Source organism: Bradyrhizobium sp. UFLA03-84, from assembly GCF_002289535.1.
Lineage (GTDB): Bacteria > Pseudomonadota > Alphaproteobacteria > Rhizobiales > Xanthobacteraceae > Bradyrhizobium > Bradyrhizobium viridifuturi.
In genome coordinates, this window is record NZ_NSJY01000019.1 from 282,045 (window position 1) to 303,953 (window position 21,909).

The window sequence follows — 21,909 nt, forward strand, 5'->3', positions numbered from 1 at the left end:
CGACGACCCCGGGCTCGAACGACCTTCGGCTTGCCAAATAAGGCGCCCGGATCAAACCAGCCTTTGCTCACAGCCTTTGTCGGGGAGTGTCCAAGATGGCAAAACGGATTGCACTGCATCAACTCGTCGAGAAGATCCAGTCCGGCAAGCTCACGCCCCAGGAAGCGCGCGACTACTTCCTGGTCGAACCCAATGCTCATCGGCCGTTTGACTTCAACACCTACATCAATACGGACAATGTCGACGTCCGGAATCTCGAAGCCCTGGCGCGTGATGCCGACCAGCTTGTCCGGCACATTCCCGCTGCGCCGGCAGCCAGGAAGAAGAAAGCAGTCCGGCGACGCGTGACACCTCGCCCGATCGTGGCGGAAGGCGATTCCTGGTTCCGGCTCCCCCAGATATTTCCGTTCCCGAACACCTGCATCGATTACCTGCAGCAATTGGGCTACGCGATCACGAACCTCGCCCACTGGGGCGACACGCTCGACCAAATGCTGCTGGCCGGCCAGTTCTGGCCGTATATCGACGGCGGCGACGATCTGCTGCTCTTCTCGGCCGGCGGCAACGACATCATCGGTAACGGCGGACTGGCCACGTTTCTCAACATGTTTGATGTCGACCACACCAAGCCAAGCGACGCACCGTACTATGTCAAGCAAGGGTTCTTCGACAATCTGGAGGCGGTCGTCTCCAATCTCGAACTCGGCTTGATCCGCCCAATGGCCGCGCGCCACGCCAACAAGAAGATCATCATGCACGGATACGACTACGCGATTCCGCGCCCCCAAGGAGAGTGGCTCGGATCGCCGATGCAATCGCAGGGTCTCGATCCCACCTTCAACGCCGGCCTGTGCCAAGCCATCGTTCGTTTGATGATCGACGCGTACAATGTCAGGCTGAAAGCACTCGCATCGAAATACAAGGATCTGTTCATTTACCTCGACCTGCGTGGAACGATCGGAAAAGCCGAGTGGTATGATGAACTCCACGGCAATGACGCCGCAGCAAGGAAAATCGCCGCCAAGTTCGCCAAGGCGATCGATGCCGCGACGGTAACGACGCTTCAGAAGTCGGTCGCCAGGGTCTATCTCCCCTCGCGCGCCGCGGCGTAGGTTTGCAGCGAACGCCGGTTCGGTCTTGTCGGCGCGGAAACCGCGCCGGGTCTGAGTGACGAAGCACGCCTCCGCCTGGCCCACAGGGCGAGTTGCGCATTGCCCTGAACCAAAGTCTCGCAGCCAGCAACTAATGCAGCGCAGGTGTGCTCGTTCCCATTGCCAGGCGCCGCAAATCATGTCCGCCCTCCCTCGCCTCATTGCATTCGCCGTCGCCGCTTCCGCCCTGCCCCCGGCCACGGCATTTGCGATGGACGACTACCTGCGCGCATCGAGCAGCGCGCCGACCGCGATCACACTCTGCGGCGATACCAGTGATGACCGGATCAAGACCGCCGACTGCAGGAAGGCCGGTACCGACAGGCTGGTGGCGCAGATCGACAAGGCGTTCGACACGGCGCTCGCGAAGATGCCGGCGAACGTCAAGCCGCTGCTGAAGCGCGACCAGGCCTGGTTCAATGAGATGATCATCGACGCCGCCGAGGTGCTGGCCGATGCCGACGCCGACGAGCTGAAGCAGAAATTTGCCGAGACGTTGCGGCGCCGCGCGGCCGCGCTCGAGGCAATCGCATCCGGCCGGCCCGGCATCGCCGGCAGCTGGGTCAACGCCTTCGGCAGCATCACGCTGACGCCGGCCGACGGCGGCGCCTATCGCCTCACCGCCGATCTGCGCGGCGACTATGGCGGCGAGCGCAGGCGAACCTGCAAGCTGACCGCCGACCTGAAGCCCGCAGGCGGCTGGCTCTCCGGGCCGGTGGTGATCGAGAGGGACCCGCCGGCCGACAAGACCAAGGCCGACGCAGCCGCCACTCCCGCAAAGCCGCCGTCGTTAAAGCTCCGCCGCCAGGGCGAGACCTTGCGGATCGTCGGGACCATCGATGACGAGGACTGGGACGGGCTCAACGACTGTTCGTCGATGTGGCAGGTCACCGGCAGCTACTTTCCCGCCGGCAAGGACGTGGCATCCGACAAGTCCGACACCGCGTTCGCCGCGCCGACCTTCGACTGCACGAAACCTGAGACCGCGACCGACGAGGAAATCTGCGCCGATCCTGATCTCGCCGCCAACGACCAGCGGCTGAACCGCGCCTGGAAGGCATTGCAGCCGCGGCTCGACGAGGCGACCCGGCGCGCTCTGATCGACGACCAGCGCAATTGGGTGAAGAGCCAGACCGAGCAGTATCCGGAGTTCCTGCATCCGGCCTGGAACAAGCAGAGCTCACAGGTCCACTTCACGGTCGATGCACGCGATCACGTCAATGGCTTGCAGCGCGAACGCCTGGCGCTGCTCGAAGGCTTTGACGACAAGCGCAGCGGGCTGGCCGGCATCTGGCTCGCCTACAACGCCGTCATCAAGGTCACCGCCGACGGCAACGGCGCCGTGACGGCCAAGGGGTGGAAATGGGACCAGGGCGACTGGAAGGCCGGCTGCGACTACGAGATGACCGGCAAGATGGCAGGCGGCACGTTCCGCTCCGACGAGCGGCGCAAGAATCCCGACACGCTCGAGCGCGACCATGCGATGCTGATCGTCAACCGGCTCGACGATGTCTTTGCCAAGAAGCGCGACGGGAAGGACGGCACCGACGACGGCGCCGATGAGGCCAAGTGCAAGCGCCGGCTCGACAACTCCTCGACCGCGCGGCTGTTTCCGGCCCGCCCCTCGCCCGACATCGATAATTTCAAGGGCTCGATCCGGTAACCGCGCGGCCTGACGGCTGCGCCGTCACAAGTTGCGGGTCTGCCGGTCGCCATAGGCGATCACGAATGCGACCGTCGCGAACATCATGGTCACGGCAATGACGACGAGAATGGTATCTAGGGTCATGGTGCTCCTCCAAGCTTGACGAACAAACGCTAATGCGCCGGCCGGAAGGAGCCTTGCGGCAGATCAATTTTGACCGAAATCGTCTGGGCATGAAACCGCGGCGATTCTTTTGCGTATGCTCAACCATCGAAGGAAGCATCCCATGCGCGCGATCGCCCTCATTGCCGCCATCCTGTTCGCCCTCGCCTCGCCTGCCGCTGCCGACGACGTCAGCGCCGCGCAGGACGTGATCCGCGCCCAGGAGCAGGCGTTCGGCCGCGACGACGCCGCCGGCGCCTATTCCTATGCGGCGCCCGCGATCCGGCAGCTCTTTCCGCAGGCCGAGATCTTCATGTCGATGGTGCAGAGCCAGTACGCGCCGGTCTATCGCCACAAGAGCTTCGAGTTCGGCGAGGCGCGCAGCGAAGGCGACCGGATCGCGCAGCGCGTTCACATCGTCGACGCCAATGGCGAGGCGTGGGAGGCGCTCTACACGCTGGAGCGGCAGGCCGACGGCAGCCTGAAGATCACCGGCTGCTCATTGCTGAAGGCCGGTCAAGCGGTGTGATCGCCGCGATCGGCCGCGCCGTAGTCGCTTCAGGACAGGCCCTTCCTCAAGCGCAGCCGATCTTCGAGCCAGTCGAAGATGACTTCGTTGGCCAGGGTCGGATTATCAATATGTCCTTGCATGGCGGCGGTTTCGGCACGCCGGAACAGGATCAAGCTGGCGTCGCGATGAATGTTGCCCAACTGGCTGCCGAATTCGGTCAAGGCGCCCGGAAGAAGCCAGCCTGCTTCGCCCGCGGTGACCAGCAGCGGGCATTCGATGCTTCGCGAGATCGCGTTGGCTTCCTCGAGCCATCCGGTCTGCTCGTTGTCGCCTGCTTGCCGATAGAAGAAGCTTCTCTCGTGCGCGTCCCAAATTCCGGCATCGCAAACCGCCGCGGCAAACCGGGCGTCGCTGGCCGCCGCACGGGCGACCAGGGAGGAATTGCACGCGTCCGCCACGATGGCGATCCGCGTGCTGTCGACGCCGGGCTTCTCTGAAAGAAAGTCCAGCACACGGCTCATGGCGGCTTCGAATCTGTGGCCCTCGAGCCGTTCCGGTGACAAGGCCGCCTGCGTTCCCAGCAGGTCCACGGCGAGCAGCGAGAAGCCGCGCTCGTTCGCATGACCGGCGTATTTGGTGATCAACTCTTCCTTGTACGAACCAGGCTCGCCGATGCAGACGATGACCGGCCCATCGTCGCGAAACGCCGACGGCAGATAGTAGGCCTGCAGCGACAGGTCTTCGGTCCACGGAATCGAGAGCACCTGGCCCGCCGGAACCCGGGTCTTCAAAAAGCTGGTTGCGCATCGCCGCATGCCGTCGACGGCACGTGTCAGCAAATCGTTGGCATATCCGGGAGGCCTAGCGGCGGCGTGAAAGTAGGTCGTGGCCCGAAGCCAATTGCGACGGGCGGTGACCAGATTGTTGTTCAGCAACGAATGCTCGGCGCGCGCCTCGTTCAGTTCCGCGGTCTTGATCCACTGCTCGGACCACGAGCTTTCCGAAGCGAGGTTGATCCTGCTCAAGGTCAACCAGCATTCGGAGACCGTCGAACCGCCTTCCTGTGCGGCGGCCAGCAGCTTGACGAACTCCGCCGACAAATCTTCTCGATCCGGCCAGGCAGGCCAGCCCTTGTCATCGAACTCAACGCTGCTTGACGAGGCACCGCGCGCCCCACAGTGGTCATGCATGTTTCGTCAACTCGTTCGCACCCGGCTCCGCTGCCGGTATGCGTTATCGGGACGAGTCCGCTTGTTGTTGTCGACGAGCCGCCGCTTCGGTAGCCGCGCGACGTTGGCGTCGAAATCGCACACGCCAATCACCCAGCTCTCCCAAGAAAATATTCCAATCTCGTATCATATAATTGAAGTAATTCGACGGCGGCAAATGTTGATATGGCGGCGCAGGAATGCGTTGCGCTTATGCCTGAGGGCCGAACGTTGCTGCAGCAATCGTTGCCGAGCAGATGCTCGGTAATGTTCCGCTTGCGAACCTGCCGCCGTGCAAGGCTGCTCACGGGATCGCGAGAACCGGCGCGCCGCCGCTCACTCGGTCGTGACCGCGCAGAGCTGACCGCGAACGCGCTGGCATATCCACGCACCGCTAAACGACTGCACTGTCGCCGTCCCTAACCGGGTAGTCCTGCATCGCCTGCGCCCGATCGCTGGAGTTGATGCAGCGATCGACGAGATCGCGAAAGATCGAGAACTCTTCATCGTCCATGCAATCGAGCCCGACGTCATTGACGTTGAGCTGCATCAGCACGGGCGAGTCTGCGCGCGATCCTATCGCCTTCAAATGAAAAACCTCCGGCAGGGCATTGCCGGAGGTTCTGGAGGCTAGTTCATGAAGAAGTTTGATATCTCCTCGTCATGGTCGGCAGAGCAACCGACACCAACTTTGTACATGATAGACTAATGTTAGTAAATCATACAATGCGCTCTTCTTTCAAAATCAAAGCCTCGACAGTTTCCTGTCGAGGCTTTGGGTCGTGATCAAGTCCGGATCAACCGGGCTTTACCAGTTGCGCTGCGCGCGGAGCAGCAGCATGTAGGTATCCTGGTTGCTGAGCGAGTAGACAGCGGCCGGCTTGCCGATCGCAGCGCTACCCGGGTAGGTGATCGTGCCAGCGTAGTTCTGATCCAGATGGGTGTAGGTGAAGTCAGCCGAGAAGGTCAGGTTCTTCACTGGAGTCCACTGAGTCTGCGTGCCGATCTGAGCAATGCTGTAGTCGGGGTTGCACGAGGTCAGGTTCGAGGTGGCGCCGATCAGGACGCCGAACGATCCGCCCACGCCAGTCCCGCCCGGGCCGCAGATGTAGCTCTTGGCGGTGCCGTTGTAGTTGACCTGGGCCCACGCACCATAGACGCTGGTGTTCCAATAGGGGTTCCAGTTGTGGACGTACGCACCGCGCACGCCGTACGTCGTGATCAACTGCTGCTGACCGCCGGAGACGAACACGCTGTCCGGCGCGATGCCGAATCCGATGCTCTGATAGGCACCGGGAACGCTGGTGTTGCCGAAGTAGGTGAACGCACCAGCACCCGAGAGATCCTGGATGTTGTAGCGCGTCGCACCGTTGGTGTAGACGCCCTGCAAGTTGATAGTGTCGCCAGGTCCGGTCGGAATGTTCTTGATCGACAAGGCCAACTGACCAGCCCAGCCCCACTTGTCGTCCGGATGACCGGTCAACTCAGTGCCGCCGTAGTAGGCCGCGTGGTTGTCATGCGCCGCGAACGACGCCTGGAACAGACCCCAGGCCTGGTCGACGCGCAGCATCGCGACGAGGTCCGGAGCAATCGTGCCGGCATAGTCGCTCGCGCCATAGGGACCGAGAGCACCGGTACCCAGCACACCGAGATTCTGCACACCGGCTTGATAGTAGGCCGATTGATCCTGGGCCGACAAAGCCAGCGACACGCCGTTGCCGAACTGCGCGGTGTAGGTGAACTGGTTGACACCGGTGATCGTGCCGCCACCGCCGACGAGACCGTCGAAGTTGTTGCCGGGATAGTTGGCCCACGGCGCCGAGAACTGCGAGACCGCCTTACCCATGGTGAAGCCGGCGAACTGGACGAAGGCGTAATAGACGCCGACCGTGCCGGCGGCGACACCGCCCGAGCTGGCGTTGTTCGGAGCAGCGGACGTTCCGATCGGCGAGTAGACCGTCGAGCCTGCTGCGGCTCCCGCGCCATAGCTGTCCGAGGTCCAGCTGAAGGTCGCATCGAAGAAGGTGCGAACCACGCCGTATTCGGTCGCAGTGCGGGTGTCGACGTTGAGGTCTTCACGCGAGCGCCAGGTGTAGCCGTTGGTGAAGCGGTTCTGTGCACCACCGGCGCCGGCGTAGTTGCCGGTGTGATCCGAGTTGGTGTTCGCCAGAACGTCCATACGCAGGTAGCCGCCCAGCTTGATGCAGGTGTCGGTGCCCGGAATAAAGTAGAAGCCCGGTCCATAGAGCGAGCAGACCTTCACGTACTCCACTGCCTTGGCCTTGACCGGAAGGTCGGCCGCCATGGCTCCACTGCTCGCGGCGAGAGCTGCCGCCGAGCCCAACAAAAGGCCCTTAACTATCTTCATGCTATCCTCCAAGTGATGCCTTGCACTGCTGGCAAAGCGACAAACGTTCCCCTCCCGAAAACCGCTGCCGCGCAGCCATTTTCAAGATGCTCGTGGTCAACTCGGCCACTGCAGGCGTGAGATGGTGGATGCCCCCCATCTACGATGCGGAACAATGCAATTGGAAGGTCACATATTCAACTTATATTAGTTAGTCATTCTATCTTTGCGCACCCTTGTGTCATTCAGGCAACGCCCGCACGAACATTTTCGTCCGGCGCCCGCTTCAAAGATTGCTCGATATCCGTGAAGATGAATTTTTGTTAAGGTAGGTCATGACCGAGCGCAAATCGACCGACAAACTGCAGGACGCGGCTGAGCGATTGGCTTGGGAGATCGTGTCGACCAGCGTCCGCCTGGACGAGTTGCGCGGCATCTGGGCCAAGATGATCGGAATCACCGGCCCGCAATGGATGATCATGACGGTGCTGGCGAATGCCGAGGACCGCAGCGTCGGCCTGCCCGTCGGCGCGGTTTCGAGAGCGCTGCGCGTCGATCAGTCATTCGTGGTGACGCAGTCGAAGCTGCTCGAAAAGAAGAACCTCGTGCGCCGCAAGAGCTCGACCGAGGATGCCCGCGTCGTGAACCTGTCGTTGACCGAGCACGCCAAGAAGCAGATGGCGAACCTGTCCGCGCAACGCCGGGAGTTGAACGAGTTCGTCTATGCCGACCTCGATCTGCGCGAGCTGCAGCAGCTGACCGGCAAGATGGATTCGATCAAGAACCGCCTCGAAAAGGCGATCGCGAGGATCTCGGTCGACCTCTAGGTAGCCGTCGATATCTCCTCGGAAAACCGCTTCGCACTTTTCCGGATCATGCTCTTATCTGAGCATGATCTCTTCGGAAAACCGCTTCGCACTTTTCCGGATCATGCCATCGCGAGCCGCTGCCGCGACCGCAGCAGAAGCAGCAGGATGATGCTGACGTTGAGCAGGTTCCAGGCCAGGCCATTGGCGAAGGCCGCGGCATAGGAACCGGTGGCGTCGAAGATCACGCCCGAGATCCAGCCGCCAAACGACATGCCGAACACCGAGGCGAAGATCACGATGCCGATCCTGGTCGCAGCCTCGGACGCCGGCATCGCGTCGCGCACGATGATGGCATAGCTCGGCACGATGCCGCCCTGGAACAGGCCGAACATCGCCGAGATGACGTAAAGCGAGGTCAGGCTGTCGAAGAACAGATAGAACAGCAGCGCCGAGCCCTGCGCGATCGAGCCGATCAAGAGCGTGCGGATGCCGCCGATCCTGTCGGCGAGGAATCCGGAGCCGATCCGGCTGATGATGCCGAAGCCGAGCATCAGCGACAGCATCTCGGCGCCGCGCGCCACGCCGTAGCCGAGATCGCCGCAATAGGCGACGATGTGGACCTGCGGCATCGACATCGCCACGCAGCAGGAGATCGACGCCAGCGACAGGATCGCGGTCAGCGCGTTGGTGGAGAGCTTGAGGTCGACCCGCGGCGGCGCCGCGTTGACATGGCTGCGCCGCGTCGCCGCCCCCATCAACAACCGCAGCACCACGAGCGCCAGCGCCATCGCGACCGCGGTGAAGACGCCGATCGCGATATGGGTGGTGCGCCAGCCGATACTCTGCATGCCGAAATTGACCAGCGGCGGCCACACCGTGCCGCCGACATAATTGCCGCTCGCGGCGATCGCGACCGCAAGGCCGCGGTAGCGCTCGAACCAGTGCGAGGCCTCCGCCATCAACGGGCCGAAGGTCGCCGCCGACGACAGACCGATCGCGAAATGCAGCAGGATGAAGGCCAGGATCGACGGTGCATAGCCGGCACCGATATAGCCGAGGCCGAGAATGCCGATCCCGGCGCCGATTGCCGCGACGATTCCGTAGCGGTCGCTGATCTTGCCGGTTACGACCTGGCCGAGGCCGAAACCGAGCATCACCATCGTGAAGGCGAGCGAGGCCGTTCCGCGGGTCGCGCCGAAATCGGTCTGCACCATCGGCAGCGCCACCACGACCGACCACATGCCGACGCTGCCGAGCGAGCCGATCACCACGGCCACGACAAGACGCAGCCATGCCCGGCGCGAGTCGGGAATGAACGTTGCGGCTTCGGGGGAATATTCAGAAGAAATTACCACGGCACGCGGAACTTCGTCGGCAATTGCCTCAAGGTCAAGCCACATTGCCGAGAGATTAGGCATGCAGCAGCAAGGGGACGCGCTTGCCGCGACGGGAAGTCGCCGGGTCAATTGCCGAAGTTCGGATCCTGCGACTGGAACGGGCCGCACTTCGCGTGCGTGGCGAACCGCTGGTCGAAGTCGACGGTGCCACCGGCGACCGGAATGCGGGTCGGCGGCAGGCCCCGAAGGTATTGGTCGACGGTCACGATCTTCTCGTCGGTGCTCAGGGTGACACGCACCGGCTCGAGCGGCTTGCCCTTGTTCACAGCCGTTAGGTCGAGCGCGTAGTAGCCGATCACCGATTGCCCGCCCCGCATGTGGCGATCGACCGATAGCGGCAGATAGACCTCCATCCGGACGTCCTCACCTTCGCAAGCGATCATGCGGATCATCACGGCGTCGGCGCCCGGCGGCTTGGCGGTCGCGGCGGTTGCAGCGCAAATGGAAATGGCTGCGACCAGGCCGCGCCACACGAACGCATATCCGTCAATCACGCCAATGGTGCAGCGCATCGGTTCTGTCATCTCTGACCAAGAGGGTTCACGTCGCAGTTGGTCGAACGCCGGGCCCGGCAAGTTCAACTTCCGGCAGGCTCCCGGCGAACGCGGGAATATCGTCCGCCGAACCGTGATCCATGCTGACGAGGAAATCTGATACAATGCGAGCCGGTTCACACTGGCGGCTCGCCAACCGGACCTATCATCCCGCCGGATGGCGCGCAGCTCGCAGCGTATGAGGATCGAAGCGCACACTGTCGGAGGCTCACCATGCATTCGTCGTCAGCAGAGTGGTTACCCGTTGCGTCAGCACCGTCGGACCGGGAGCTCGAGGTCTGCATCCTCGACTATGACGGCATGGTCCATGCGCTGATGTTCCCGTGCCAACGGGACGGCGCTGAGTGGGTCGACCATGCCGGCAGCAGGCACCTCGACATCCAGCCGACACATTGGCGCAATTGGATGACGTCGGCCAACTGACGCCGCCTTGACCGGCCTGAGACGGCCGCCGCCGATCTCGCGCGGGTCCGCATATTGCGCTAGATTTGCCGCGTGAGGTTCAAGGGTGGGCCAGGAGGCTCGTCATGGAATCACACGTGATCCCTTTCGAGAATCGTTGGACCAACGGCGAGCATGCCTGGGAGTGGCATTGCGAGCTCGAACGGCTGGGCGTGCCGACGGTCCGGACGATGTATTGCGAGCATGAGACGCACTATCGCGGCGAGTCGGCGGTGGTGTTCGACATCCCTGCAGGCTTTGTCCATGACTGGCTGGCGTTCCACGACCGGCGCGCCGCCCGGCGGCAATTGCTGTGGCGCGCCAGCGTCATCACGCTCGGCCTCATCGCCGCATCGGGCGCCGTGCTCGGCATGTTGAGATAGGGGCCGCCCCCGTCCCCGGAACAGCCGGAGGGTCCGCCCGCCCTTTCCGGCCGGAATCCCCCTGCCCGAGCGCCTGTGACACCAGCGGCACCCCTTTAGAGAGCACTTATTAACCCTTTGCTAACCATACACCCGGCAAGAATTGCCGAGTGAAGTCGAGTGTCGTCGAACGCGTCTAACGGGCGGAGATCCCCGTGAACGCCAGCGCGGTGCCTCACTTTCGGAACGGCGGCCCTGCGGCCGTCGCGCAGACGCTTGGCGGCCGCGGCCGCCAGTCGCGGGGGAGAGCGGCTACCATGGTCGACGTCACGGCGGGTCAGGGCACGGCAGGCAAGAGCGGATTGCCGAGCCTCGGCGAGATCGGCGACATCCTAAAGCGCGGCGATATCGCGCTGGCGGTCGGCGTCCTCACCATCCTGGTGGTGCTGATCCTGCCGCTGCCCTCGATCGTGCTCGACCTCTTCCTGGCGGTCTCGATCACGGTCTCGATCCTGATCCTGATGACCTCGCTGTTCATCCAGGCGCCGCTGGAATTCTCGTCGTTTCCAACCATCCTCCTGATCTCGACCATGCTGCGGCTGTCGCTGAACATGGCCTCGACCCGGCTGATCCTGAGCCACGGCCACGAGGGCACGGCGGCCGCCGGCCACGTCATCGAGGCCTTCGGCAACTTCGTGATGGGCGGCAACTTCGTGATCGGCATCATCGTGTTCGCGATCCTGGTGATCGTGAACTTCGTGGTCATCACCAAGGGTTCGGGCCGTATCGCCGAAGTCGCGGCACGCTTCCAGTTGGACTCGATGCCCGGCAAGCAGATGGCGATCGACGCCGATCTCTCCGCCGGCCTGATCGACGAGAAGGCCGCCAAGGAGCGCCGCAAGGCGCTGGAAGACGAGAGCGGCTTCTTCGGCGCGATGGACGGTGCCTCGAAATTCGTCCGCGGCGACGCCATCGCCGGCCTCCTGATCGTCGGCATCAACATCGTCGGCGGCATCATCATCGGCGTCGCCCAGCAGGGCCTCTCGTTCAGCGAAGCCGCCCGCACCTACACCGTGCTGACCGTCGGCGACGGCCTCGTCACCCAGGTGCCGGCGCTGATCGTCTCGACCGCTGCCGGCCTGCTCGTCTCCAAGGCCGGCATCACCGGCGCCGCCGACAAGGCGCTGATGCGCCAGCTCTCCGGCTATCCGCAGGCGCTCGGCATGTCGGCCGGCGTCATGCTGGTGCTCGGGCTGCTGCCGGGCATTCCGACCCTGCCCTTCCTGGCGCTGGGCTCCGGCGCCGCGATGCTGGCCTGGAACGCGCGCAAGCAGAAGCGGGCGGCGAAGGCGGCCGAAACCGCGGCAGCCGCAGCCCCCGCTGCAGCCGCGGCCGCGGCCGCAGCCGCCGCGGAAGAGCCGATCGCCGCCGCGCTGAAGATCGACGACCTCAAGATCGAGCTCGGCTACGCGCTGCTGCCGCTGGTCAACGGTCCTGACGGCACCGACCGCCTCACCGAGCAGATCAAGGCGCTGCGCCGCTCGCTCGCGATCGAGATGGGTTTCGTGATGCCGGCAGTGCGCATCCTCGACAACGTCCAGCTCGAGGCCAACAGCTACGCCATCAAGATCAAGGAAGTCGACGCCGGCAGCGGCAAGATCTGGCCGGCCCAGTTCATGGTCATGGACCCCGCCGGCAACCAGGTGCAATTGCCCGGCATCCATACCATCGAGCCGACCTTCGGCCTGCCCGCGACCTGGGTCGATGCCGGCCTGAAGGAAGAGGCCGCGCTGAAGGGCTACACCGTGGTCGACGCCGCCACGGTGTTGTCGACGCACCTGACCGAACTGCTCAAGACCAACATGTCGGATCTGCTGTCCTACGGCGAGGTGCAGAAGCTGTTGAAGGATCTGCCGAAGGAGCAGGGCGAGCTGATCAAGGACATCGTGCCGAGCCAGGTCACGGTGTCGGGCATCCAGCGCGTGCTGCAATTGCTGCTCGCCGAGCGCATCTCGATCCGCGATCTCTCGACCATCCTCGAGGGCATCGCCGACGCGTTGGCGTTCTCGCGCAATCCGGCAACCATGGTCGAGCACGTCCGCGCCCGGCTCGCCCGGCAGATCTGCGCCCAGAACACATCGCCGAACGGCTACCTGCCGCTGATCGCACTGTCGGCGCGCTGGGAGCAGGCATTTGCCGAGTCGATCGTCGGCACCGGCGACGACCGGAGCCTCGCGATGCAGCCCTCGAAGCTCTCGGAATTCATGACCGCCGTGCGCAACGCCTTCGAACAGGCGGCGCGCGAAGGCGAGGCGCCGGTGCTGGTGACGTCGGCCGCGATCCGGCCGTTCGTTCGCTCGCTGGTGGAGCGGTTCCGCTCGCAGACCACTGTCTTGTCGCAGGCCGAAATCCATCCGCGCGCCCGCCTGAAGACGGTCGGCAGCGTCTAGGGCTTCGGTCCTGACCGAGACGGAACCGAAGCTCGGGGTTGTTGCCTGACGCGGTTCCTTCACGCCAACCGGGCGCGTCCGCTTCGTTCGAAAACGCTCTAGCGGCCGCAAATCACTCGCGTTTTGGTCTGTGTTTTCTCGCCACAGGCAACTGATTTATGTGGAACAGGCCGAAACGGCCCCATCTGGGATGCAGCATTCCAGCGTCGACCCAAGGCACTGATATTACATTGATTTAATGCGTTTCAGATTACCAAAGGGTCATCTTTGATCGCGACCGATCACGTCTCATCACGCCCTTGTGATGCCCTCTGGGGAACGGAATCGGCAAATCCTACGTTAGCGAGGCACGAGACGTTGAACCGGGCAACAGACCGAACCGACAAATTGACAGAGAGCAGGAAGGCGGCAGGAGACTTCCATGAACCACTCGATCTACAGCGCTGATCGTACGACGCACCTGAAGATTGTGGTCGTGGCCTTGGTCGCCGGTATCCTGGTCGCTGGTTTCGGCATCTCGGCACACAATCCGTCGGACGAGGGTTACACCCAGACTGCGCGTATCATGAAGGCCGGCAAGCCGGTCGCGATCACCAGCACGAACAACTCGCTCGTCCGCTAACAGGAGAGTTTCACGGAATTCACGTAGCTCTTTACAGCCCCCCAAAGTCGCTGCGTGGATATTTAAGACCCCCAACTACCCCCAAGTTGACTATCGAAAACGCCCGCTCCCCACGGGCGTTTTCTTTTTTGTGCGGCGGGTATGGCTCTCTCCACGTCATTGCGAGCCAACGGGTCGCGCAAAATGCGCGCCCGATGACGGGCTCCGCGAAGCAATCCATGTCTCCGCATCTGCGGAAGCGTGGATTGCTTCGCCGCTCGGCTCCTCGCAATGACGGGGTTTACAGCTTCCGACAGTCTCCGACGACGAGGCGCCCGGCCTATCGCGGCGCCGAAGCTGACGCAGGCGGCACGGTCTCGATCAGCTTGCCGGTGAAGATCGGCGCCGAGGTCGGCTGGCCGTTCGGCGAACCGCCGGCCTGTTCGACGGTCACCGCATAGGTGGCGCCGTTGATCACGTCGGGATCGTAGCCCGACAGCACCGGACGCGCGGTGAAGTCATCGGCGCCGATCACGCCGAGCGAGCGCGGCTGCGGCAGCTTGTCGGAGATCAGCCAGAGCTCGAAGCTCTTGCCGGGCTCCGAGGCGGCACCGACCTTGCGCACGGTGAAGTTCTTGGTTGCGCCGTCGATAGTCATGATGAAGGCCGGCCCGCCATTCTGGCCTTGCAGCAGCGCGACATATTGCGCCGAGGGCGTGAAGGCTGGCGCCGGCGTCTTCACTTCCACGGTCTGAATGCGCGGCTTCGGCCGGATCGCGTTCGGCAAGGCATCGGGCCGATAGATCTGCAGGCCGAGCGTCACCAGCAGCCCAGCCGCGATCGCGGTCGCGGCCGACGCGATGCCGCGCCAGCGCTTCACGCGGCTGGTCAGCGCGACCACATTGCTGTCGTCGCCAAAGCGCGGTCGGACCGACGGCCGCCGGACTTCGGCCGGCTGCTGGATCCCGGGTTGCTGCGAAGGCTCCGGATCGAACGCCGAGCCGAATTCGACATCGTCTGCGATCGGCGTCGGCGGTGGCGGCGTTACCGTCGCGGCCGGCGTCTCGGACAGCGCCAGCGGCGCCTGCGGCGCGGTGGCATGGCCGATCGCCGCCTTGATGTTCTCCCAGACCACCGGACGCGGCTCGACCAGGCCGACCATCTGGTTCAGCGGCCCGAGCCTGAATTCCCAGGCCTGCACCAGCGCGGCGAACTCGCTGTCCACGGCCATCATGGTCTCGACCTGCGTGCGCTCGTCGGCATCGAGCGTACCGAGCGCATATTCCGCGGCGAGCGCGATATGGTCTTCGCTATAGGCCATCAATCAGAGTCCAAGACACTCCCGGATATCCATCAGGCTGCGGCGCAGCCAGGTCTTCACCGTGTTCACCGGTGTCTCGAACTTTGCGGCGAGCTGCTCGCGGCTCCAGCCGTTGTAATAGGCGAGCAGCACGAGCTTCTGACGATCGGGCTCCAGTCGACCGACGCACTCGAGCAACCGCTTCAACTCTTCCGTCATCTCCCGTCGCGCCAGCGGATCGGGCTGGTCGGCGGCGACTTCCATCGCGGCCGGCTCCTCTTCCAGCGAGGACTCGCCTCGCTTGCGCACCACATCGATGGCGCGGTTGCGCGCGATCGACGTCATCCACGTGATCGGGGAAGACAGGGCTGGGTTGAACTGCCCCGCGCTGTTCCAGATCTTGACGTAAGCCTCCTGGATGACCTCCTCGGCGAGGTCCTGTCGCCGCAAGATACGGAGCACCACGCCAAAGAGTTTCGCGCGGGTCGCGGCGTACAGCCGCTCAAAGGCGGCCTCATCCCCTTTGGCGACGGCGGCGATCAGCCAGACCAGCTCAGCCGGCGTCAGCATTCAGCGCCCTCCAAGCCTGCATCCCCCATTGCCCCATTGCCACCGCGCTGCCGATCATCCGGTCCGGATCGGTGGTAGCATATTTTGGGACACCACCATCCGCCAAGTCCCCTGCCCGGTGGCCGGCTTGTGGACAGCGCCCAGCAAAAAGCCCGGGCGATCGGCCCGGGCTCGCAAGATGGTCAGCGGAGAGAGCGAGGGATCAGGCGATGACGCCGAGACGGGCCCGCATCAGGCCGATCGAATCCATGTCGGCTTGCTCGCGGGCGCTCTCCTCCGCGCGTTCGCGCGCCTGGTCACGCTCGTCGAGCAGTTCGACCTTCTTCAGCTCCTCGAAGGCTTCCGACAGCAGCGCCTTGGCGTCGTCGAGCTGGGCACGCAGCTCGTCGGCCGAGCGGGTCAGGTTCTCGCGGCGCTGGATCGCAGCCTTGGCATAGGTGGGATAGGCGAAGTGCGAGGGATCGTTGATCCCGGCGCGCTCCTGCTCGGTCTGGATCTCGCGCTCGAGCTCGACGGACATGCGCTGGAAGTCGGCGATCATGCCCTCGATCTGGGTAACCCGACGGCGCTTTTCATCGACCTGAAATTTCTTCAGGCGGATCAGCGTTTCACGTGACTTCATCGACTCATACTCCCCAGAAGTCCCAAATCCGAACGCGGGACAGAGCCGGCTCCCCGCTGGGCCCCGCCGGCATAGCTATGGTGTGCCGAGGATGATGGCCTGACAAAGTTAGCGTTCCGTTTCCAAACCCGACAGGATTTGAGCCAGTTGCCGGTAGCCGTCGCCGAGACTGGTCGCCTCGTCCTTGGCCTGGCGCAGGAAGCTTTCCAGCGGCTCGTGCAGCCGGATCGCCTCGTCGACCTCGGGGCTGGAACCCGGCCGGTAGGCACCGAGCCGGATCAGTTCCTCCATGTCGGCATAGGTCGCCATCACCTGCCGCGCCTTGTTGATGAAGGGCAGGAAATTCGGGTCGGCCGACTTCGGCATGGTGCGCGAGACCGACTTGAGGATATTGACGGCGGGATAGCGGCCGCGCTCGGCGATCGCCCGCTGCATCACGATGTGACCGTCGAGGATGCCGCGCACCGCGTCGGCGATCGGCTCGTTGTGATCGTCACCGTCGACCAGCACGGTGAAGATTGCGGTGATGGTGCCGGCGCCGGTGCCCGGCCCTGCGCGCTCAAGGAGCTTCGGCAATTCGGTGAACACGGTCGGCGTGTAGCCCTTGGCGGTCGGCGGCTCGCCCGCCGAGAGCCCGATCTCGCGCTGCGCCATCGCAAAGCGCGTCACCGAGTCCATCAGGCAAAGCACATCCTGGTCCTCGTCGCGGAAATACTCCGCGATGGCCAGCGTGAGGTACGCCGCCTGGCGCCGCATCAGCGCCGGCTCGTCCGAGGTCGCGACCACCACCACCGAGCGCGCCAGCCCGTCCTCGCCGAGATCCTCCTGGAGGAATTCCTGCACCTCGCGGCCGCGTTCGCCGATCAGCCCGATCACCGAGATCGCGGCATCGACGTTGCGGGCCAGCATCGACAGCAGCACCGACTTGCCGACGCCGCTTCCGGCGAAGATGCCGAGCCGCTGGCCGCGGCAGCAGGTCAGGAAAGTATTAAGCCCGCGGACGCCGAGGTCGAGCGGCGGCCCGACCCGCCTGCGCGAATGCGCCGGCGGCGGCGAGTTGCGGTAGGACATCGGCGAGGCGCCCTGCACCAGCGGGCCCTTGCCGTCGATCGGTTCGCCCATCGCATTGACGACGCGGCCGAGCCAGGCCGGCGACGGCCGCACCTGGCTCGCCGCATTGGCGATCATGGCGCGGCAGCCGCGCCTGACACCCTCGAGCCCGCCGAACGGCATCACCACCGCGTTCTCGCCGGAGAAGCCGATCACCTCGGCCGGGATGAAGCGGCCGGCGCCGACGTCGATCACGATGCGGGCGCCGACCGACATCGCGTGAATCGGCCCCGCGATCTCGACCATCAGCCCGCGGACGCCGACGACACGGCCATAAATATTGACGCCGTCGATGTCGCCGATCTGCTCCGCGAGGGCCTTCATTGCGAAAACCTTAAGTTTCCGCGATTTTGCTCCAGCCGCTTAACTTCGTGTTTACCCGCATCATTAATCATTGCGTCACTGTCTTTGGTGACTGAGGTCGCTTGCCCATCAGAAGAAGGGCGAGTCGCGAGAGTCGGTTAGGCCCGTCTCTTAATGTGGAAACTGAACGAGCGCGGTTAGGAAAAGCTTCTTCTACGCAATATCTTAGGGCGATTCGACAAAAATTGCACGGTTAGAGCTTGCGTCGAGGAATCAGTTTTTGTTAACCATATCTCGTCAGGATCCGAATCAGTTGTTCAAAGGCGTTTTGTGAGTGCCGCAAGTGCGGCCGACCTGACGCCCGGAGCGGCGACTATAGGGGACTGGCATGCGCGTTTTGCTGATTGAAGATGATAGCGCCGTCGCGCAGTCGATCGAATTGATGCTCAAATCCGAGAGTTTCAACGTCTACACGACGGATCTCGGTGAAGAAGGCGTCGATCTCGGCAAGCTTTACGACTACGACATCATCCTGCTCGACCTCAACCTGCCCGACATGTCCGGCTACGACGTGCTCAAGCAGCTCCGGGTGTCGAAGATCAAGACTCCCATTCTGATCCTCTCCGGCCTCGCCGGCATCGAGGACAAGGTCAAGGGTCTCGGCGTCGGCGCCGACGACTACATGACCAAACCCTTCCACAAGGACGAGCTGGTCGCCCGCATCCACGCGATCGTCCGCCGCTCCAAGGGTCACGCCCAGTCGGTCATCCAGACCGGCGATCTCGTGGTCAATCTGGACACCAAGACGGTTGAGGTCGGCGGTCAGCGCGTGCACCTGACCGGCAAGGAATACCAGATGCTGGAGCTGCTCTCGCTCCGCAAGGGCACCACGCTCACCAAGGAAATGTTCCTCAATCACCTCTACGGCGGCATGGATGAGCCGGAGCTGAAGATCATCGACGTCTTCATCTGCAAGCTCCGCAAGAAACTCGCCAACGCCTCCGAGGGCCGCAACTTCATCGAGACCGTGTGGGGCCGCGGCTACGTGCTGCGCGAGCCGCACGAGGCCGACGAACGCATTCCCGCCTGACGCTTTCTACAAGCAAACCTCCTCAACCCCGCCGCAAATGGCGGGGTTTTTGTTTTTGGAAGGCTACGCCACCGGGACCGCGGCCAGGGCGGCGAGAACATCCGCGCCCCTGGGAACACCGAGCCCGGTGCAGGCGCTCCAGCCGGGGCCGGCATCGTAGCCCTTGCCGCCGACGCGGTTGTTGCCCTGCTCGACCGCGCGGAAGGCGCCGGGGTTGGCGTAAAGCGCCGCATTGAGGAAGCCGATCTGCTCGCCGCGCGCGGCGATCGCAATCGCGACCAGGGCGGCCCATAGCGGGGTTGCGGCGCTGGTCCCGCTCATCGCCATCGCCTGCCCGTTGACAATGATGCGATAGCCCGGGCTTGCCGCGGCCGCGCAGGCGACGTCCGGCACGCCGCGCCGGATCGCGCCGTCGTTCTGCGACTTCGGCAGCGTCAGATGCGACTGATAGTCAGGGACGGGAAACGCATCGCTGATGCCGCCGCCGGTGCCGATCGCGCCGGCGTTCCAGACCGCCTCGCCTCCGGCCGACCCATTACCCGCGGCAAGCCCCGGCTGCGTGCCGCCGCAGCTTGTCGCATAGGGGCTCGAGGCCGGAAACCAGACATGGACCTTGCCGTCGGTCAGGCCGCTGGTTGCAAGCTGATCGCCAGAGGCGAACAGCACGCTGACCCGCAGCCGCGCGGCATCGGCGAGCACCGCCTGCATCGCGTCGCGCCCCGGCGCGGTCCAGAATTTCTCGGCACTGCCCCAGCTGACCGAGATCACCTGCGGCGCATGCTCCTCATCGAATACCGCCTGATGGATCGCGTCGGTGAGACCGGCGGCGGAATTCTCGGCAAAGTAGACCACGATCCTGGCCTTCGGCAGCAGGCCGGCGAGCACCTGGAGGTCGAGCGCGAGCTCCTGATCGGCGACATCGTTGCTGCCGAGACCGCCGTCGTTACCGGTCTGCGGCACATTGACGACGACCGGCGGCTCGCGATTCATGCCGGTCAGCGCCATCGCAAGATCGCTCGCCAGATAGCCGCCGCCGAGCGCGATGATGCCGACGCAGATCGACGACACGTCGCGATCGAGCGGAATGCCGTAGCGGGCCGCGATCTCGGTCGGCCACAACCCGCTGTCGCTCCCCGTATCGTCAGCCGTGGCCGTATCAGCCCGAGCCTGCACCAGCGGCGTCCTGGTCCGGAGCGGGCGCTGATCGAAGCCGAGGATGGCGCGGGTCCATGGCGCGATCTCGGCCGGCACCGTCAGGCCCCCGACCCGCGCACGAAATTCGCGCTGCCCGTCACGATAGATGCGAAGCGTTGCGCCGAAGGTCTCGGCCATCTGCCTAACCGTGCCTTCAAGCACGACGGTGCGGGCGACAAGATCGGTGGCGACGACTTTGAATCCCCGCTCCGCCGCCAATCGCGCGATCCGCGCGGCGGCGCGGGCATGGCTGCGATGGCGCTGCGTCGCGAGCTGGTGCCGCGTGACCGGCCCCGTGAGCCTAGTCAGATCACCGGCGCTGCCCGGCGCAAACTTGTCGGGCGTGCGCCGCTTCACATAGACCACGATGGAAATCCGCTCGTTCGGATCGACATCGCCGACCAGCGTCGCGCCATCAGGCGCGGCGCGGTTGCTGCCGGGAAGCGGAACCCTGCGCTCGCGTGAGCCGGCCATCACTGCGGCCTCACTTCCCGGCGCATGGCGTCGGCTGCACCGGACTTTGCGTATCGTCATAGGCGCAGAACGGGATCGACCAGACGAAGTCCGCCGCAGTCGCAATCCGCGTGAGGCCCGGCTTGCCCTCGAAGATCGGCGGCTGGCTTGCGAACTTCCAGTACCATTCGGGCAGCAGCGGCCCGAGCGGCGCGACCGGACCATTCGGACCAAACGAGATGAATCCCGCCTGCGATGCGGGCGTGCCGTCCGCCTTGAAGGCCGCGCGGCCGTGGCAGGTGATGCAGGACGACGTCGCGACGAAGCCGTCCTCGGTGACGGAGTTGCCGACCCTGATGTCGAGCCCGACATTGTCGACGAAATCGACCTGCGATCCCTTCAGGCAGTAATTGCTGTAGACGGGATCGATGTCGGCGCTCGACAGCATCGCCGCCAGTGCGGGCGTCTTCACGCAATCCGGATAGCCCTGGCCCGCGGTCCGGTTCGACGGCACGAACGCGGTCTGCGCGCCGAAACTATCGCGGCAGCCGATGATGTCGCAGCGGCCCGGATTGAAGCGGTGCTCGAACGTCGCCCAGGTCCAGTTCGGCACCTGCTTGCTGATCACGTGCATCGAGACCAGGGCGTACTGCACGCCAGCCGCGCTGTTGACGTGATAGAGCTGCGGCGCTTGGGCCACCGTCACCTTGTTGTTGGTGAATTGCGGGATGTCGCTGACCGGCACCCAGTTTCCCTTCACCTCGATGGAATCGGCCGGGAACGACAGCGTCTTGCCGAATGCGGCCTTCACGCCCGACAGCTTGTAGAGGTTGTTCTGAACGATGAAGTCGAATGTCGCCTTGTTGTGACGGGTCTCCTCCATCTGCCCCTGCGCGGCGCCCGGCGGCAGCGCCGGCAGCAATCCGCCGCTCTGCTGCACGCCCTCTCGCGCCACCTGCGGCAGGATCGGCGGGCGCAGCGACGGCGGCGTCGCGGCTGCCGGAAACTGCGGATTGGGCTGGAACAGGTCGGTATCGCTCGCCCAGGTCTCGAACGTCGAATTGCTGCCGCCGGCGCGGGTATTGGCCTGGATGAAGAGCTGCCAGGCGACCTGATCCGGCGCGGTCATCGCGGGATTCGGCGGCGACTGCGCCGCGGCCGGAACGGCGGGAAGCGCAAACAGACCACAGACGAGCAGCGTGTCGATCGACCTTCGCATCTTTGCTCTCCACATCGGGGTTCAAGGTTGGAATCCGTCCCCCATCCAGCTCGCATAGAGATCGAGCGAGCCCTGCGACCATCGGTGACCGGGCGGCATGAAGCCGGACGACAGCGCGGCGAAGACGCGGCGTGCGTTGACGTGATCGGCAAAGTCGTCATTGCCGGCTGGGTCGCCCATCCAGTCGGCGTCGCCGAGCCGAACGCCCTTTGGCGCCATGCAGGCGATGTCGCCTGGTCGAAACATCGGCAGGATGTCGTTGCCAAAACTGGTCGTCATCGGGATCACCGAGCCCATTCGCGACATTCACTTCTGGTTGCATATCGTATAGACGACCATCACAGGAGCTGCTGTGAAGCCGCTCACATCGCCGCGCAGCAATTTCCGGCTGCCGTCCACGCGCATCGGTG

21 protein-coding genes are annotated in these 21,909 nt (G+C 64.2%); 9 read left to right on the plus strand and 12 right to left on the minus strand.

The annotated features are described in order from the left end of the window. Nucleotides 1–95: 95 nt before the first annotated feature. From CK489_RS38945 to CK489_RS38955, 3 genes are all read left to right on the plus strand, one after another. Nucleotides 96–1,112, plus strand: a complete 1,017-nt coding sequence (locus tag CK489_RS38945) for an SGNH/GDSL hydrolase family protein (protein ID WP_143278318.1) — start codon at nt 96–98, stop codon at nt 1,110–1,112. 178 nt (nt 1,113–1,290) lie between these two features. After that, complete coding sequence (locus CK489_RS38950; RefSeq protein ID WP_158226564.1) at nt 1,291–2,814, plus strand: lysozyme inhibitor LprI family protein; 1,524 nt, start codon at nt 1,291–1,293, stop codon at nt 2,812–2,814. A 268-nt stretch (nt 2,815–3,082) separates the two neighbouring features. Then, nucleotides 3,083–3,487 (plus strand): DUF4864 domain-containing protein, encoded by a 405-nt coding sequence (locus tag CK489_RS38955; RefSeq protein WP_095736039.1) that lies wholly within the window; start codon nt 3,083–3,085, stop codon nt 3,485–3,487. Between the two features lie 29 nt (nt 3,488–3,516). On the opposite strand, the gene CK489_RS38960 is transcribed toward CK489_RS38955, so the two are convergent. The 3 genes from CK489_RS38960 to CK489_RS38965 all read right to left on the minus strand — a co-directional run bounded on the left by CK489_RS38960 (nt 3,517) and on the right by CK489_RS38965 (nt 7,045). Continuing rightward, nucleotides 3,517–4,659, minus strand: a complete 1,143-nt coding sequence (locus CK489_RS38960; RefSeq protein ID WP_143278319.1) for a dienelactone hydrolase family protein — start codon at nt 4,657–4,659, stop codon at nt 3,517–3,519. Nucleotides 4,660–5,071: 412 nt separating this feature from the next. Beyond that, nucleotides 5,072–5,266 carry a hypothetical protein gene (locus CK489_RS41140; protein ID WP_143278320.1) on the minus strand — a complete coding sequence of 65 codons (195 nt, stop codon included), beginning with the start codon at nt 5,264–5,266 and terminating at the stop codon, nt 5,072–5,074. Between the two features lie 219 nt (nt 5,267–5,485). Further along, nucleotides 5,486–7,045, minus strand: a complete 1,560-nt coding sequence (locus tag CK489_RS38965; RefSeq protein WP_095736041.1) for a porin — start codon at nt 7,043–7,045, stop codon at nt 5,486–5,488. Nucleotides 7,046–7,359: 314 nt separating this feature from the next. Between CK489_RS38965 and CK489_RS38970 the strand changes: the two genes are divergently transcribed. Further along, nucleotides 7,360–7,851 (plus strand): MarR family winged helix-turn-helix transcriptional regulator, encoded by a 492-nt coding sequence (locus CK489_RS38970; protein ID WP_050626637.1) that lies wholly within the window; start codon nt 7,360–7,362, stop codon nt 7,849–7,851. 101 nt (nt 7,852–7,952) lie between these two features. On the opposite strand, the gene CK489_RS38975 is transcribed toward CK489_RS38970, so the two are convergent. Both CK489_RS38975 and CK489_RS38980 read right to left on the minus strand, forming a co-directional pair. Further along, nucleotides 7,953–9,188, minus strand: a complete 1,236-nt coding sequence (locus CK489_RS38975) for an MFS transporter (RefSeq protein WP_095736085.1) — start codon at nt 9,186–9,188, stop codon at nt 7,953–7,955. Between the two features lie 107 nt (nt 9,189–9,295). Further along, nucleotides 9,296–9,805, minus strand: a complete 510-nt coding sequence (locus tag CK489_RS38980) for a hypothetical protein (protein ID WP_244485977.1) — start codon at nt 9,803–9,805, stop codon at nt 9,296–9,298. 192 nt (nt 9,806–9,997) lie between these two features. Here CK489_RS38980 and CK489_RS41625 point away from each other — a divergent pair, with 192 nt between their 5' ends. The 4 genes from CK489_RS41625 (at nt 9,998) to CK489_RS38995 (ending at nt 13,659) form a co-directional block, all read left to right on the plus strand. After that, a complete protein-coding gene (locus CK489_RS41625) occupies nt 9,998–10,207 on the plus strand; it encodes a hypothetical protein (protein ID WP_158226565.1) in 210 nt (69 codons plus the stop codon). Between the two features lie 104 nt (nt 10,208–10,311). Continuing rightward, nucleotides 10,312–10,608, plus strand: a complete 297-nt coding sequence (locus CK489_RS38985) for a hypothetical protein (protein WP_050626635.1) — start codon at nt 10,312–10,314, stop codon at nt 10,606–10,608. A 296-nt stretch (nt 10,609–10,904) separates the two neighbouring features. Continuing rightward, nucleotides 10,905–13,037, plus strand: coding sequence for a flagellar biosynthesis protein FlhA (gene flhA, locus CK489_RS38990; RefSeq protein ID WP_050626634.1), 2,133 nt, complete (start codon nt 10,905–10,907; stop codon nt 13,035–13,037). A gap of 421 nt (nt 13,038–13,458) precedes the next feature. Further along, on the plus strand, nt 13,459–13,659 hold the full coding sequence (locus CK489_RS38995; protein ID WP_095736042.1) for a hypothetical protein: 201 nt from the start codon (nt 13,459–13,461) through the stop codon (nt 13,657–13,659). A 319-nt stretch (nt 13,660–13,978) separates the two neighbouring features. Here the strand turns inward: CK489_RS38995 and CK489_RS39000 are convergent, their stop codons facing one another. The 4 genes from CK489_RS39000 to fliI form a co-directional block, all read right to left on the minus strand. Beyond that, nucleotides 13,979–14,959 (minus strand): anti-sigma factor, encoded by a 981-nt coding sequence (locus CK489_RS39000; protein WP_095736043.1) that lies wholly within the window; start codon nt 14,957–14,959, stop codon nt 13,979–13,981. A gap of 3 nt (nt 14,960–14,962) precedes the next feature. After that, nucleotides 14,963–15,508 (minus strand): sigma-70 family RNA polymerase sigma factor, encoded by a 546-nt coding sequence (locus CK489_RS39005; protein WP_050425319.1) that lies wholly within the window; start codon nt 15,506–15,508, stop codon nt 14,963–14,965. A gap of 202 nt (nt 15,509–15,710) precedes the next feature. Beyond that, on the minus strand, nt 15,711–16,130 hold the full coding sequence (gene fliJ / locus CK489_RS39010) for a flagellar export protein FliJ (protein WP_021081901.1): 420 nt from the start codon (nt 16,128–16,130) through the stop codon (nt 15,711–15,713). 108 nt (nt 16,131–16,238) lie between these two features. After that, nucleotides 16,239–17,564 (minus strand): flagellar protein export ATPase FliI, encoded by a 1,326-nt coding sequence (fliI, locus tag CK489_RS39015; protein WP_095736044.1) that lies wholly within the window; start codon nt 17,562–17,564, stop codon nt 16,239–16,241. A 367-nt stretch (nt 17,565–17,931) separates the two neighbouring features. On the opposite strand from fliI, the gene ctrA reads away from it, so the two are divergent. Then, nucleotides 17,932–18,633 carry a response regulator transcription factor CtrA gene (ctrA, locus tag CK489_RS39020; RefSeq protein ID WP_016848562.1) on the plus strand — a complete coding sequence of 234 codons (702 nt, stop codon included), beginning with the start codon at nt 17,932–17,934 and terminating at the stop codon, nt 18,631–18,633. Between the two features lie 63 nt (nt 18,634–18,696). Here the strand turns inward: ctrA and CK489_RS39025 are convergent, their stop codons facing one another. The 3 genes from CK489_RS39025 to CK489_RS39030 are packed head-to-tail and all read right to left on the minus strand — an operon-like array spanning nt 18,697 to nt 21,778. Continuing rightward, on the minus strand, nt 18,697–20,301 hold the full coding sequence (locus CK489_RS39025) for a S53 family peptidase (RefSeq protein WP_158226566.1): 1,605 nt from the start codon (nt 20,299–20,301) through the stop codon (nt 18,697–18,699). Between the two features lie 10 nt (nt 20,302–20,311). Beyond that, nucleotides 20,312–21,499 carry a hypothetical protein gene (locus tag CK489_RS41630; RefSeq protein ID WP_158226567.1) on the minus strand — a complete coding sequence of 396 codons (1,188 nt, stop codon included), beginning with the start codon at nt 21,497–21,499 and terminating at the stop codon, nt 20,312–20,314. Between the two features lie 21 nt (nt 21,500–21,520). After that, the gene (locus CK489_RS39030; RefSeq protein WP_143278321.1) at nt 21,521–21,778 is read right to left on the minus strand and encodes a hypothetical protein; all 258 of its coding nucleotides are present in this window, start codon (nt 21,776–21,778) and stop codon (nt 21,521–21,523) included. Between the last annotated feature and the right edge of the window lie 131 nt (nt 21,779–21,909).

Bases quoted from the DNA above. Each gene is read 5' to 3' on its own strand.
- CK489_RS38945 (WP_143278318.1), top strand. From the start codon at position 96: ATGGCAAAACGGATTGCACTGCATCAACTCGTCGAGAAGATCCAGTCC.
- CK489_RS38950 (WP_158226564.1), top strand. From the start codon at position 1,291: ATGTCCGCCCTCCCTCGCCTCATTGCATTCGCCGTCGCCGCTTCCGCC.
- CK489_RS38955 (WP_095736039.1), top strand. From the start codon at position 3,083: ATGCGCGCGATCGCCCTCATTGCCGCCATCCTGTTCGCCCTCGCCTCG.
- CK489_RS38960 (WP_143278319.1), bottom strand. From the start codon at position 4,659: ATGCATGACCACTGTGGGGCGCGCGGTGCCTCGTCAAGCAGCGTTGAG.
- CK489_RS38965 (WP_095736041.1), bottom strand. From the start codon at position 7,045: ATGAAGATAGTTAAGGGCCTTTTGTTGGGCTCGGCGGCAGCTCTCGCC.
- CK489_RS38970 (WP_050626637.1), top strand. From the start codon at position 7,360: ATGACCGAGCGCAAATCGACCGACAAACTGCAGGACGCGGCTGAGCGA.
- CK489_RS41625 (WP_158226565.1), top strand. From the start codon at position 9,998: ATGCATTCGTCGTCAGCAGAGTGGTTACCCGTTGCGTCAGCACCGTCG.
- CK489_RS38985 (WP_050626635.1), top strand. From the start codon at position 10,312: ATGGAATCACACGTGATCCCTTTCGAGAATCGTTGGACCAACGGCGAG.
- flhA (WP_050626634.1), top strand. From the start codon at position 10,905: ATGGTCGACGTCACGGCGGGTCAGGGCACGGCAGGCAAGAGCGGATTG.
- CK489_RS38995 (WP_095736042.1), top strand. From the start codon at position 13,459: ATGAACCACTCGATCTACAGCGCTGATCGTACGACGCACCTGAAGATT.
- CK489_RS39000 (WP_095736043.1), bottom strand. From the start codon at position 14,959: ATGGCCTATAGCGAAGACCATATCGCGCTCGCCGCGGAATATGCGCTC.
- CK489_RS39005 (WP_050425319.1), bottom strand. From the start codon at position 15,508: ATGCTGACGCCGGCTGAGCTGGTCTGGCTGATCGCCGCCGTCGCCAAA.
- fliJ (WP_021081901.1), bottom strand. From the start codon at position 16,130: ATGAAGTCACGTGAAACGCTGATCCGCCTGAAGAAATTTCAGGTCGAT.
- fliI (WP_095736044.1), bottom strand. From the start codon at position 17,564: ATGAAGGCCCTCGCGGAGCAGATCGGCGACATCGACGGCGTCAATATT.
- ctrA (WP_016848562.1), top strand. From the start codon at position 17,932: ATGCGCGTTTTGCTGATTGAAGATGATAGCGCCGTCGCGCAGTCGATC.
- CK489_RS39025 (WP_158226566.1), bottom strand. From the start codon at position 20,301: ATGGCCGGCTCACGCGAGCGCAGGGTTCCGCTTCCCGGCAGCAACCGC.
- CK489_RS41630 (WP_158226567.1), bottom strand. From the start codon at position 21,499: ATGCGAAGGTCGATCGACACGCTGCTCGTCTGTGGTCTGTTTGCGCTT.
- CK489_RS39030 (WP_143278321.1), bottom strand. From the start codon at position 21,778: ATGACGACCAGTTTTGGCAACGACATCCTGCCGATGTTTCGACCAGGC.